Genomic DNA, 13555 nt, shown 5'->3' on the forward strand with positions numbered 1-13555 from the left:
TCCGGATTCGCCGCAAGCGTGCCCCGGCCCGATCCGGACAAGGCATAATTCGTCGAGGTCGTCACGCCCGCGCCCATCGCCTCGCTGAACGACACGTCCACCGTCAAGCCCGTCTGGACCGCCACGCCCGTCACCGTCGGCGGCGTTTGATCCACCGTCACCGCGCTGCTCGTCTGGCTTGAAGCCAGTCCGTTGCCCCCAGGTCCGCCACGTCCGAGGACGTGTTCACGGCGAGCGTGAGCGTGCCGTCGCCCGAAATGCCCGTCAAGTCCACGGTGTAATTCTGGCCGACGCCGGAAATGCTTGTGCCAACGTACGCCACGGTGCCGGTCGTGTTGACCGTCACATCGGTAGCGGCATCGAAATTCTGCACCGCCTCGTCGAACGCCACCGAAAAGGACACCGTCGAGCCGGACGTGGGGCTGGGCGTTGTGGGCGTCACCGCCGTGGCATTCGGCGCCGTGCCGATGCCGCCGCCCGAATGCGTGCCGCTGTTCGGCGAACCGATCGTGTTTCCGACGGAGTCCTGGACGTTGGAAACCGCAATGGTGACGTTTCCGCCGTTCTTCATTTCGCCGGTATTCCATGTCAGCCGGTAGGTGTTGCCGCTCACCAGCGCCACCGAATCCGGATTAGTCGCCAGCGTGCCCTTGCCTGTGCCGGACAAGGCGTAGTTGGCGGCCGTCGTCACGCCCGAACCCATGGCCTCGGAGAAGGTTACGTCCACCGTCAAGCCGCTCTGCACCGCGACCGCGCTCACCGTCGGTGGAACAAGGTCGAACGTGTATGTTTCATCGGCGGCTTGCGTGGCGGGAGCGATATTGCTGCCGGCAAAGTCGTTCACGGTGGCGTTGTTCAAATTGAGCCGGACCGTTCCCGCGCCGGACAGCGTGTTGAGCCTGACGGTGTAGGAATTGTCATAGATCTGGAAATTGTCCACCCAGTGCCGGTCGTTGAGGCCGCCGGTAAAACCGCTCAGGGCGACGAACCAGTTGGTTTGCGGGTTCCATCCGGGCAGCGGCACGTCGGCGCCGCAACGGGCGCCATTCCACCACACCGTGCAGAGTCCCTCGGTCGTCACGTTGATCCGGACCGGCACCCAGGAACCGGTCCGAAGCGCCCGGCTCGTAATATGCCGCTCGACGTTGGCATGCTTGATGACGATATTGGGCGTGCCCTCGCCGCCGTTGTCGTAGGTGTCGAACGAAACGGCGAGGCCGGTCGCCGGCCCGTCAATGCCCGAAGATGTCGCGTCGGGTCCGTAAGCAAACAGGAAACCATCCGCGCCGTTTCCTCCGCCGATGTATAGATCGAATTGCGAATAAAAGCCCGCCATCCGCCGGGGAGCGAGATACCATCGCCCCGTCTGGCCGTTCACGGCCTCGGTGAGATGCAATTCGCCCGAAGTAATCAAGGCACTGCCCACAAGCGTGCCCGCGCCGGGGCCGGACGCGAAACTCTCGTTGACGGCGAAGTTGGGGCCGATGACCGAGGCGACGGCCGCGCTCGCGCTCCCCGTCGTCGTCAGGTTGAAATCCGCGGTTCCCAAATTGAAGACCGTTTCGTTGAAAAGCGTCGTGTAATCAATGCTCGATGCGCCCACGACAACCGGATTCGCGCTGGCGCGGGTCATGGAAACGGCGAACGGCTCCGACTTGGAAATCGTGAGGTTGTCGATCGCGTTTAATTCCCACGCGCCACCGGTGCGACCGCCTACGCCGACCGTCCACCCCGCCTGCGGATTCCAGCCGGAAATGGTGTGGTACACATACAAATTCCGGTCGTGCGAGACATAGCACGTGCCGTTGGCGTCAATATCAATGGCGAATTGCGTCCACCGGCTGTTGACGAGTATCGCGCTGGAAAGGGCGATGTCGGCGACGGTGGTTGCGCCGTAATAGACGATAAGGCGATTCGTGTTGTAGGTCGGCATGCACACCCGCAGTCCATTGCCGTATCCGTATTCGCCGAACGAACTACTCCAGTTGAGCGGCCCGTAGCAGAAGGCCATGCCGTCCGCGGGAGGACTGGAGCCGTTGCCCATGTAGATGTCGCATTTGAGGTGGAACGTGGTCAGCACCTGGCCGGGATCCCAATACCACGCGCCCTGTTGGCTACCGGTGGCCGGCGTCAACTGCAAGTATCCACCGGAAAGCCCGGCGCTGCCCTGTACGACCGTCCCGGGGGGAAGGCTGCTGAAATCGGTGCTCAGCATCAGGCTCGGCGGCCCGGCCAGCGCCGGTCCTGCCAGGATCGGCAAGGCTATCGCCGCCATGAAAAATAAATGCATTTTCGTGTTCATGGGATAGTTTCCTTTCCGGCGTTCAAAAGGCTGGAGCGTTCGCCGACGGGCAAGGAAACCGTTTGCCTTGCTTGCCAAACGGCACTCCAAACCGATAGAGCGCCTATTCAAACTTCACTTCTTGCGCCAAGGTATGATTGAACCATGAGCCTGACGCCATCCTACAACAATCCTTGCCACGTTGCAATGAAAAAAGGCGAAAGATTCGGCGCCGGTTGCAAATGTCGTTTGCACACTGTAATTTGGACGCAGGCGATCCGGACCGGAACAGCGCGGTCCGCAACACGCGAAGGACAGCGGCAATCCATGACGCAGGACCTTAGAATAGTATATAAATACAATTACATGCTTGTATCACTAACTTTGGTATTGATATGCGCTGAATCCTATTCGGGCGAATCGGGTCGGGGTTCGCTCGCCCCGTTGTCCGCCGAACGGGACCGTCCGGCCTTTGCGTCTCTTTCGGAAGATCTGCTTGTCATGGAGAAAAGTCTGGATGCGGCGACCGGCGCGGTGATTACCGGGCATACGCCGGTCGGCGGATTGCCGTTCGATGCTCTGCGGGAGAGCGTCTGGGTGGCGTATGCATGGGATCTGGCCCACATGCCGGATCGGGCGCAGAAACACGCCCGGTTCTGTCTTGATTTGATCCGCCGGACAGACAATCCCGGCCGTCCGGCTGGGTCGTGGCCGGTCTTGGTCTTGGCCGATGGCGCGGAAGTGCTTCCCGACACGATTTTGGATCCCGGCGTGGGCGCTTGGGTGCTTTCCTTTTTTTGGCGGCATGCCCGGTGTTTGCCTGAGGTCGAGCGGTATGAGTTTCTAGCGTCCTGCTGGCCGGCGACCGAAAGCACGGTGGATTTTTTGGTCCGCTGGGTGGATTCCCGGAACCGTCAGCCCTTGGCTGGATTCGATGCAAACCGTTGGCGGGACACCGTGGACGACATGACGTTTCTGGAGCATTACATGGGTGTGGATGCCGGGTTGCGGATAGCGGCGGCCGTCAACAAGAAACCAACCGAGGCGTGGACCCGCCGCAAGCGGGAACTGGATGCCTTGATCCGGTTTCATTGCGTGGGCCGGGGCGGCGAGTGGATTAGTCCCGCCATCCTCCCATTTTGGCAGGATGAATTTCGCGAAACCGCATTGCCGTCATGGGCCAAGGCGGCTGGGGAACGGGTTTTTTCGCCCATCAGCGGACATCTGCCCGATGCGAAGGAGGTCTGCGATGCCGCTTTGGCGTTCCGGGACGATGTCGGCCAATTGAATGCACTGAAGCCGCTGCCATACACTCCGGAGCGGCTCGGATCATTGGGCGTTTACGAAGCCGCCCTGCACTTCATCGCCATTGCGACGATTTACGGGGACGCCGATGCCGTGTTCCACGTGGAACAGTCCGGTGAGGCGCTGCACTTCAATGACGTCGTTTCACGATTGAAAGATGCCCTCTTCGCCACCCCCTGCGACTCCATTCATCCTCCACAGGTTCCACGTGAAACATCGGCCCCAGAATCTTCCCCGGATTCTGAAACTGGCAGATAAATATCGTTTCGGGTGTCAAATAGTTTTTCAATATTCTGAGGAGGCGTGTGGGTTTTTCCACAGCGCGCGCCGTGATAAACCGGGGCTTCGTTTCGGGTTGCCGGGCTGGAAATTCGCCTTCCAAGATGTGCATGTTTTGAAAGCCCAATGCGTTGACGGCCCATTCCAGGAATGCGATCTTGCGCGTATTCCGCTCGATCAAAGTGATTTCGAGGTCGTCGCGCATAATTTTCATGGGGAAGATCGGAAAACCGGCGCCGCTGCCGATATCCATGAGGGTTATTTTTCCTTCACTTGGCATCGGCAGGTAAGGCAATAGGCTCAAGGCATCGAGGATATGCCGTTCCGCCAAATGAGGCATGTCACGGGGCGAAACCAATCCCGCCCGGTCATTCCATTCCGCTATCAGCGCTGCATACCGCGAAAAGGCATCCAGCGTCGCTTGTGACCATTCGATACGATTTTCAGGGAAGCCGGCTAAAACGGACGAAGGGACATGGGAAATCAATTCCCGTGCGCATGGATGATCGGCCAAAAAGATCGAAACAGCAATTGTCATATTATTAGTTTCTTTTACATTTTTATCATAATAAACGTATTTGGCGGTGTTGCAACTTAATAGAAAGATCTACAGGGTCATAAAGAGACATAAAAGACACAAGGGATATCAACCGGCGAGCGATGCCATTCCGGTCGAAATCGGGCGGATGGAAACCGTTTGACATGCTCATTTTTTCTGTGTTAGCGTGCAAATGACCCGGAGGACATTCCGGAGGAGGTTCAAGGTGCGATATGTAGTGCTTGTCGGCGACGGCATGGCCGATTTTCCGCTTTCTGAATTGGACAACCGTACCCCCTTGGAGGTTGCGTTTACCCCTTCGATGGACGAATTGGCGCGAATGGGCGCTTGCGGCCTGTTCTGTCCCATTCCGTCCGACACGCCACCCGGCAGCGACATCGGCAATTTGTCGCTTTTCGGGTACGATCCGAAATCGGCGTATACCGGCCGGGCGCCGCTTGAGGCGGCCAATCAGGGCATCACCCTCGCCCCGAACCAGGTTGCGTTTCGCTGCAACCTCGTTACCCTGCGCGACGGGCGCATGGCCGATTTCACGTCCGGACATATTTCCTCCGAGGAATCCGCCCAACTCATGGCGGCGCTGAACGATCGGCTCCAGGGTTTCCCGGTGTACTTTTCGCCGGGGGTCGGTTATCGCAACTTGGCCATCGTTACGGCGCCGCCCGATCAGGTCGCCGAATTGGCGAACATCGTCTGCACGCCGCCCCATGATATCACGGATCAGCCGTATGCGGACCACCTGCCTTCCGGACCCGGATCGGAATTTCCCCGCGCGCTGATGGAGGCGTCGCGTCCCGTGTTGGCTGATCATCCGGTCAACCGGGCCCGGATGGCCGAAGGCAAGAATCCCGCCACGTCGGTCTGGCTCTGGGGACAGGGCCTATCGCCGAAACTTTCATCCTACCGGGAACGCTTCGCCCTGACGGGGGCGGTCATCTCCGCGGTCGATCTGGTCAACGGCATCGGGGTTGCCGCCGGCCTGAACGTGATCAAGGTGCCCGGCGCCACGGGGTATCTCGACACGAATTACAAAGGCAAAGTGTCGGCCGCCCAACAGGCGCTGCGCGAATTCGACTTCGTCTACCTTCACGTCGAAGCGCCCGACGAAACCAGCCACCAGGGCCGGACCGATCTCAAGATTCGCGCAATCGAGGATTTCGACGCCTACGTCGTCGCCCCGTTTTTGGAGTATTTGTCCGCGCATCCACACACCCGGATTCTCGTGGCGCCCGATCATGTCACCGCAATTTCGACGCGCACCCATGCGCACGGCCCCGTCCCCTTTGTGCTTGCCGGCGAAGGCATCGCGGGTTGCCCGGCGGAGGCTTATTCCGAATCCGCCGCCCGGGCCACGGGCGTCTTGATCGAAGAAGGCCACACGCTTGTGCCCCGCATTCTGCAATCGGAACGCGTTGATTTCATGGCCGGTCCGGCGCCATGTGCGTCATAGGCAACTATCTGTCTGTCGAAAGAGGATTCGTCGCCTCGGGCCCGGCGAATGGGTTTCTTGTTTGTCCGGCGGTGGCCGTTTTTATTTTCTGCGGAAACCGAAGGGACGCCGGGGTTCGGGCGCGGCGGCGGGCAGGTTTTCGGTGGGCGGATCCGCCTCCGGCGCGGGCTGCGGCTCGATGGCTAGTTCAAGACGCGGGATTGCGGCGGATTCGTCCTGCAGACGCGCACGAAACATTCGTTCGGGTTCCGTGAAGTCCGGCAAGGGTTCTTCCTTCTTCTTTTTGGGCTTGTTCGGAATCAGGCTGTATCCGATGATGTCGCCCAGATCGAGGAAAAACGCGACCACAAGGAAAAAGATTTCCTTGATGCCGATGGTGTTGAAATCGAACACTTTGGCGAAAACGGCGAAGAGGGGGCTTTCGATTTTGACCACGGCGGGCAAGGGCAGGCCGGCATGGGCGCCAATGTCCTTGATGGCGACGCGGAGTCGGTTTTGCAATTCATCCACCTCTTCGATCTTCGCCGGATGCGTCGTTTTCAAGAGGGTGTCGGCTTCGTCCTTTTTCGCCAAGGCCATCGTGATGTTTTCGAGGTCCACGGCCGCCGTTTCCTGCAGGACGGTCAATTTGTAATCCTCTTCCTTGGCGATTGGGCCGTATCCTTCGGGGGCCTTTCGCAGTCCCTTGATTTCGGCGGCCAGTTCGCCTTTCTGCCGGGCGATGTCTTTCTTCGCCTTCTCTTCCTTGGCGAGCAGGATCGTCTGCGCCTCGCGCAGATAATCTTCGTAGACCGCGCGCATTTTTTCGGACGAGTAGCGCACGAAGAAATCGCGGTCCGCCGTTCGGTACAGAACGTCCAGATTGAACGAAATGCTGATGAAGCCGACGACCGTCAGGCCGATGAGTCCGAGGATATTGAGGCGTTTCTGCTCGTCAATGATGGCTACCTTGAGCGCGAACAGCATCAGGCCGATCGCCACCGACAAACCCAGCGCGATGATGGAACAGTCCCAGACAACGCCTTGTCCTAGGTTCAGCCGGACGACCGGCTCGGGGAGAATCGAATCGCGCACGCTGACGTAGGTCGTCCACATCGAGACGACGCCCAGCAATGTCATCGCAAGGTAAATGATTAGTCGCGTAATAAAGACCATTGGCGTTCTCCGAAGGGATGCTCCACAGCCGCTCCCGATGGTGTTTTATCCGGCGGCGCGCGAAAAAGTTGCGCGTGGGGCCGGTACAACCCAGACGGTCATTCTACAACATCGAACCATCAGAGCGGTATCTAATTTTGGGGACCGAAACCGTGCAGCCGCATCTAATGGCACGGAAGACGATGATGCCCGATTGCTGGGAGGGGCTTCCGTGTCTTCCTGATCGTGCTCGTCATCGTGCTTGTAATTGATCCGCCTCGTGTTCTCTCGATGACGATTACGCGTATGAGCACGAGGAGCAGGAGCAGGAGCAAGAGCAAGAGTAAGAGCAAGAGCAAGAGCAAGAGCAAGAGCAGGAGCAAGAGCAGGAGCAAGAGCAAGAGCAAGATTATGACGCTTGGCCGCAGAAAGCGTATGACGTCTGACGAGCCGGGCTTGCCTGGAATTTAGATAGGTCTGCGTTGGGGCTGAAGGGGTTTCAATCCTCCAGGGCCGATGTGATACAGTCGGGCTAGAAATATGGAAGGAGGATGGTACTATGCCGGCGATTCGCGTGGGCAACGCGCCGTGTTCGTGGGGCGCGCTGGAATTCGAGAGTCTGGAAGGCGAGAGCGCGGGATTCCGCCGTGTGCTCGATGAAATGGCTGCGACCGGTTACGCCGGCACGGAACTGGGGGACTGGGGTTTCATGCCCACCGAACCGGATCGGCTGCGGGCGGAACTCGAATCGCGCGGCATGACGTTGATCGGCGCTTTCGTGCCGGTGGCGTTGAAGGAGCCGGCCCTGCACGCCGAAGGCGAGGCGGCGGCGCTGCGCGTGGCGCGTCTGCTGGCCGCGGCATCGCCCGGAAACCGGCCGTTTCTCGTTTTGGCGGACGACAACGGCACGGATCCCGTTCGCACGAAAAACGCCGGGCGTATTGCGCCGGACATGGGCCTTTCCGATGCCGAATGGGAGGCGTTCGCCGAGGGAACGAACCGTATTGCGCGCGCTGTAAAGGCCGCGTGCGGACTCAGGACGGTGTTCCATCATCACTGCGGCGGATACATCGAAACGCCGGACGAGGTTGCACGGCTCATGGCCATGACCGACCCCGGCGTGGTGGGGCTGGTTCTCGACACCGGCCATTATGCCTACGGCGCGGGAAATTCCGATGCCGTCATCGAGGCGCTGGATCGCTTCGCGGACCGAATCTGGCACATGCACTTCAAGGACTGCGATCCCGGTGTCGCCGCGCGCGCCCGCGCCGAAAAGCACGATTACTTCGAGGCGGTTGGCCATGGCGTCTTTTGCGAGTTGGGGCGCGGCTGCGTTGATTTCGGCGCGGTGATGGAGCGGCTGAACGCGCGCGCGTATGCCGGCTGGGTCGTCGTGGAACAGGATGTCCTTCCGGGCATGGGCACGCCGATGGAAAGCGCCCGCCGCAACCGGGCTTTTCTCGCCACGCTCGGCCTATAAGAGCGTTTTCCAAAAGTCTGATGAACCTTATTATGCTGGACCGACGGTCCAATTTGTCCATTTCGAAGGCGCGCCCTGTCGGACAGGCTGGACAGCCTGTCCCACCCAAATAATCGGTTATGTCGTCGTAAGCGCGATGTGCGCCCTGTCGGACAGGCTGGACAGCCTGTCCCACGTTGTGCGGGCAAGGAACTTATCCTGCACAGTTTACTATATAGCCGATCCGCCGACCGTCATGGTTTCGGTGGTTTCAGGACCATGTAGGTGGGCAGACCGACAACGCCGAAGTGTTCCATGGCCTTCCGCGTGTCGGGATCGCTGGGACGCTCGGCCTGGAATTTGATTTTGACGTATCCGGCCATGCGCTTCTGGACATCGGGGTCGAGGAACGTCGTTTTGTCCATCATGGTGCAGTTCTTGCACCATGTCGCCCAGAAATCAATGAACACGGGCTTTTGTTCGCGTTGTGCCCGGGCGAGACCCTCCGCGATCGAAGGCGTCCAACCGGCCAGTTCGCCGTCGGCATGCCGGGCGCGCACGAGGTCGTAGGCGAGATGGGCGTAGTAGGCCGCGAATAAAAGGATCAGCACGCCGAACGCCTGTTTCACGCGCACCATCCACGCGCCGGGCTTGGGAAGGAAGGACAGTCCCGCGCCCGCGAAGGGCCACGGCAACGCCATGCCCACGCCGACGAGAAACGGCAGGAACAACGCCGCCCACACGCCGTTCGCATAACGGTCCTGCGCGTAGACGATGGTCGAAATAATCACCGGCGCGACACAGGCGCCGGCGAGCAGCGCCGAAACCGCGCCCATGACGAACGCGGCGGTAAAATGGCCGCCGCCTTTCCGGAAACCGAGTCGGGTCTGAAAGCGCGTGAAATCCAAGAGGTAGACGTCGAACATCGCAAGGGCAAGCGCCGTGAAAACGATCGCAATCCCCGCGTTGAACCATGGCGTGGCGTTGATCGCCCCGAAGGTTTTGGACACGCCCAGGATGACGACGAGTCCGAGCACGCCGTATGTGATCGCGATGCCCGTGCCGTAGGTTCCGCCGAGCAGGAATCCGCGCCCGCGCGATCCGGCCTTGGCCCCCGCGCCGATAATGCCGAGGTTGATGGGGATCAGCGGGAGCACGCACGGCGTCAGGTTGAGCAGCAATCCGCCGACAATCGCGAACACGACGACAAGCCAGCCGGTTTGGCCGACAAGGGAATTCTTGCCGGCCATGCCGCGGCCGGTTTCGACCTCATCGAGAAAGGCGATGAAATCCGTCGCATTGAGGTATCCGGACGCGTCGCCCGCCACGGTGAATGCGTTTGCGAGTGGAATCCAATCGGCATTGGGGTATGGGGTTTGGGGTATGGGGTTTGGGATATTCGTGCTCGTGCTTGTGTTCGGTTCCTTCGGCGATTGGGTGGGTTGCGGCGCAAGCGATTGTGTTGCTGAAATGACATTGACCGTCCATGTCACGGGAATCGAGTTTGGCGGGTAACACTGTTTTTTGTCGCAGGCTTGATATTCAAGGACGCCGTTTATGGTGTGTTCGCCGGGCTGGACATCCGGTGCGATGTCGAACATGATGCCGATGGAAAATTTGGGCCCGTAGGTGAGCAGCGTTTCGCCGGTCCCCTCGAGAACCATTTTCTCCGGTTCGGGATAGGTGGTTTCACGGACGGCGATGCCGGTCGGCGGATCAATTTTCAGATCCGTGGGAATCAGGTATTCATCGTTGGGTTTGTGCGCATTGACGTGCCATCCCTCGGCAAAGATGACATTCACGTTGGCGCGGGCCGTCGCTCCGGCATGGACGGCGCCGGTTTCGAATGCGGCGGAGACGGTGGGCGCCGGTGCGTCTGTTGCGCCTGAGGCGGTGGTTGCCGCGACAAAAGAGACCAACAGCATCGCAAGCGCGGCATTCCGCAAGACATCCCTGTCGCGCAAAGAACGGTGGGAGAAAATCATGATTCGCTCACTTCCATTGATCGTTCGTCCGTGGCATGGCTGGTTTCTGGCATGTTTTTACGCTTATATGTTATTGTACCGTTTTCATTTACAACAAGTTCACAGGATAGCCATGTTCTTCAGGCAAATAAAACATTTTCTATGCGCCGTCTTGTTCCTGATCCCGACCGGTGCGGCTTGCGCGGACGGCCCGCTGCCGCCGCTGCATCCCATTCTCGAACCGGCGTTTCAGCGCGAACTGAACGAAAAGACCAACAGCGTCCTGAGTGTGAGCGACGAAATCCAGGTGCTGGTCAACGGCGTGGCCTCGTATCCGGTGCGCTGGCGCATGCTCGAAGAAGCCAAAAAGTCCATCTATTTCACGACCATGTACATATTCAACGACGAAACGACCCGGAAGTTCGCCGATCTGTTGATCCGCAAAAAGAAAGAGGGCGTGGACGTCAAGATGATTGTTTTCGGTATGTACTCCATCGCCAACCGGCCGTTTTACAAGAAAATGAGGCAAAACGGGATTGGCGTCGAGATGTACGGCAAAATGTCGGAGGTCGTTTTTCCGAACCCCGCCAAATTCTGGCGCAAGCATTTACACGACAAATACCTCGTGGTGGACGGCCAGGAGGCGCTGACCGGCGGCATGAACTGGAGCGGACGTTACGAGCGCGGCGGCACCGTCGCGAAGAAGGCGTGGCGCGACACGGACATCTATGTGCGCGGCCCGCAGGCCGCGATCGTCGAGGCGGAATTCGTGAAGCGCTGGAACCGTTCCGCGGACCAGGAATCCTTTGATTGCGCGGACCGCCAGTTACGCGCCGCGTATGCCGAAGCGATGTTTCCCGCGCACCTGCGTTACGAGGACTATCTCGCGCCGGATCCGCGGGCGCCATACGGTTGCCGGGTCCGCGGCCTGACGCGGTTCCTGTATCAGCAGCCTTTCGAGTACAACGGCGTCGCGCACATGACGCCCTTTTTCAAGGAAACGATAGACCGCGCCCAATCGCATGTCTATTGGCAGTGCATTTCGATGCGGCCGGCGCCGATTCAGAAACAGGCGCTCATCGCCGCCGCGAAACGCGGCGTGGACGTGCGTCTCATGACCAATTCGCGGCGCAACATGCGCATGATCATGTTCGGGGCCGGGCCTTACTACGATTTTACGCGCCAGGAATATCCGCCGCTGCTGGAGGCGGGCGTGCGCATCTTCGAGTATTCGGGCGACGCCCCGATGCACTCGAAGGGATTCCTGGTTGACGACGTTGTCGCGGCCATCGGTTCGTACAACACGACGTTTACGTCCGAAAAATACTACACCGAATCCGCCATTGCCACCCTCGACACCGATGCCATACAGGCCGTCAAGCGCATGTTTGAAGACGACTTTGCGCAATGCAGCGAAGTGAAGGCGTGGAAGCCGCGGAAGCCGGAACGGATTGATTGAACTCCCGCCTATTGGCTAGAATCGGTTGCGTGCATTTTCGGGATCGCGTGCGGTAGCGCGCGCTACAGACAGTCGGACAGGCTGTCCCCGCCGTTTATACATAGTGGGACAGGCTGTCCAGCCTGTCCGCCTGTACGAAGCGTGGACAGACTCGACTGTCTGTTCCACGGAACGGTTCTATTGGAGCAAGGGATCACATGACTCAGACGAATTACCGCGAGTTGCTGGCGCGATTCGAGACCAAGCGCGTGCTGGTTGTCGGCGACATCTATCTGGACGAGAATGTATTCGGCATCGTGACCGGCATCAGCCTTGAGGCGCCGATACCGATCTTCGAGGTGCAGGAGCGTAAACACAATCCCGGCGCTGCGGGAAACGCCGCCTGCAACGTGGCGGCGCTGGGCGCCAAGACCTATATGATCGGCGTGGTGGGCAACGATTCAAACGCCGACATTGTCCGCAAGGAATTCGCCGTGCGCAACGTGGACACGTCCGGTGTGGTGACGGATCCGGGACGCCCCACCAACACCTACGGCAAGTTGCGGGCGGGCGGACACAATACGCCGACACAGGAAGTGCTGCGCACGGACACGCCCGCGCCCGTGTTTATTTCCGGCGACGTCGAGGAGCAGGTCGTCGCCAATATTCGCGCGCGCGCGCCCGAAGTGGACGCGATCATGGTCGGCGATCAGGTGTCGTCCGTCGTAACTGAACGTGTAATCGCCGAAATCGTTGCATGCGCCCGGAAACACAAATTGCTTACGGTCGCCGATTCGCGCAAGCGGGCATCGGCCTTCAAGGATTTTGACCTTGTGACGCCCAATGACCGTGAAGCGGGGCTTGCGACGGGCGTTGACGTGCGCGACGAGGCATCCCTTATGGAAGCGGGCCGTAAACTCCTGTCGTTCGCGCGCAACGCCATGATTACCCGCGGACCGGATGGCATTACGATCTTCGCCCAGGACGGATCCGTCGAGACCGTTCCGATCCTGCCCTGCGACGTGGTGGACGTTACCGGCGCAGGCGACACGGTCACGGCGGCCGTGACACTGACGATGCTGGCCGGCGGCACGTTGCGCGACGCCGCGTTTGTGGGAAACGCCGCCGCCGGCGTTGCCGTCGCCCAAAAAGGCGTGGTTACGGTCACGCGCGAGGAAACCTTGCGGGCCATCGAGGGGGCCAAGGGGCCCGCCAAACTGAAAACGCTCGACGAACTCGCGCCGGTCGTCCAACGTCTCCAAATGGAAGGCAAGACCGTCGTATGGACGAACGGATGCTTCGACATCCTGCATGTCGGGCACATTACCTATTTGCAGAAAGCGGCGAAACTGGGCGACGTGCTGGTCGTCGGACTCAACAGCGACGCTTCGGTGCGCGAAAACAAGGGGCCGACCCGTCCGGTTGTGAACGAAGCCGATCGCGCGCTCGTGCTTTCGGCCTTGGCGTGCGTGGATTACCTCGTCATTTTCGGCGACAAGACGACGGTTCGTTTTCTTGAAGCCTTGAAACCGGACGTGTATGCCAAGGGCGGAGATTACACGCTTGAAACGATCGTGCAGGAAGAGCGGCGCGTCGTCGAGGGCTACGGTGGGCGCATCGCCATTATCCCCGGCGTGGAGGGACAATCCACGACGGCGATTATCGAGCGCATCGTGCAAGGCTGAT

8 protein-coding genes are annotated in these 13555 nt (G+C 59.9%); 5 read left to right on the forward strand and 3 right to left on the reverse strand.

The window, feature by feature from the left end; genetic code table 11:
* Positions 1–157: 157 nt before the first annotated feature.
* The gene (locus P5540_11365; protein HRT65412.1) at positions 158–2302 is read right to left on the reverse strand and encodes a hypothetical protein; all 2145 of its coding nucleotides are present in this window, start codon (positions 2300–2302) and stop codon (positions 158–160) included.
* 480 nt (positions 2303–2782) lie between these two features.
* On the opposite strand from P5540_11365, the gene P5540_11370 reads away from it, so the two are divergent.
* Both P5540_11370 and P5540_11375 read left to right on the forward strand, forming a co-directional pair.
* Complete coding sequence (locus P5540_11370; protein HRT65413.1) at positions 2783–3844, forward strand: hypothetical protein; 1062 nt, start codon at positions 2783–2785, stop codon at positions 3842–3844.
* Between the two features lie 785 nt (positions 3845–4629).
* A complete protein-coding gene (locus tag P5540_11375; protein HRT65414.1) occupies positions 4630–5874 on the forward strand; it encodes a cofactor-independent phosphoglycerate mutase in 1245 nt (414 codons plus the stop codon).
* A gap of 81 nt (positions 5875–5955) precedes the next feature.
* On the opposite strand, the gene P5540_11380 is transcribed toward P5540_11375, so the two are convergent.
* On the reverse strand, positions 5956–7029 hold the full coding sequence (locus P5540_11380; protein HRT65415.1) for a hypothetical protein: 1074 nt from the start codon (positions 7027–7029) through the stop codon (positions 5956–5958).
* A gap of 538 nt (positions 7030–7567) precedes the next feature.
* Between P5540_11380 and P5540_11385 the strand changes: the two genes are divergently transcribed.
* Positions 7568–8488, forward strand: coding sequence for a TIM barrel protein (locus P5540_11385; GenBank protein HRT65416.1), 921 nt, complete (start codon positions 7568–7570; stop codon positions 8486–8488).
* A 233-nt stretch (positions 8489–8721) separates the two neighbouring features.
* On the opposite strand, the gene P5540_11390 is transcribed toward P5540_11385, so the two are convergent.
* Positions 8722–10452, reverse strand: coding sequence for a cytochrome c biogenesis protein CcdA (locus P5540_11390; protein HRT65417.1), 1731 nt, complete (start codon positions 10450–10452; stop codon positions 8722–8724).
* 112 nt (positions 10453–10564) lie between these two features.
* On the opposite strand from P5540_11390, the gene P5540_11395 reads away from it, so the two are divergent.
* Both P5540_11395 and rfaE2 read left to right on the forward strand, forming a co-directional pair.
* Positions 10565–11890 carry a phosphatidylserine/phosphatidylglycerophosphate/cardiolipin synthase family protein gene (locus P5540_11395; GenBank protein HRT65418.1) on the forward strand — a complete coding sequence of 442 codons (1326 nt, stop codon included), beginning with the start codon at positions 10565–10567 and terminating at the stop codon, positions 11888–11890.
* 197 nt (positions 11891–12087) lie between these two features.
* Positions 12088–13554, forward strand: coding sequence for a D-glycero-beta-D-manno-heptose 1-phosphate adenylyltransferase (gene rfaE2, locus P5540_11400; protein HRT65419.1), 1467 nt, complete (start codon positions 12088–12090; stop codon positions 13552–13554).
* Position 13555: the final 1 nt, after the last annotated feature.

Source organism: Candidatus Hydrogenedentota bacterium (assembly GCA_035450225.1).
In the GTDB taxonomy this organism is placed as follows: domain Bacteria; phylum Hydrogenedentota; class Hydrogenedentia; order Hydrogenedentales; family SLHB01; genus DSVR01.

Excerpts from the sequence above, each read along its gene's own strand:
- P5540_11385 (HRT65416.1), top strand. The coding sequence starts at position 7,568 with ATGCCGGCGATTCGCGTGGGCAACGCGCCGTGTTCGTGGGGCGCGCTG.
- P5540_11365 (HRT65412.1), bottom strand. The coding sequence starts at position 2,302 with ATGAACACGAAAATGCATTTATTTTTCATGGCGGCGATAGCCTTGCCG.
- P5540_11380 (HRT65415.1), bottom strand. The coding sequence starts at position 7,029 with ATGGTCTTTATTACGCGACTAATCATTTACCTTGCGATGACATTGCTG.
- P5540_11395 (HRT65418.1), top strand. The coding sequence starts at position 10,565 with ATGTTCTTCAGGCAAATAAAACATTTTCTATGCGCCGTCTTGTTCCTG.
- P5540_11370 (HRT65413.1), top strand. The coding sequence starts at position 2,783 with ATGGAGAAAAGTCTGGATGCGGCGACCGGCGCGGTGATTACCGGGCAT.
- P5540_11390 (HRT65417.1), bottom strand. The coding sequence starts at position 10,452 with ATGATTTTCTCCCACCGTTCTTTGCGCGACAGGGATGTCTTGCGGAAT.
- rfaE2 (HRT65419.1), top strand. The coding sequence starts at position 12,088 with ATGACTCAGACGAATTACCGCGAGTTGCTGGCGCGATTCGAGACCAAG.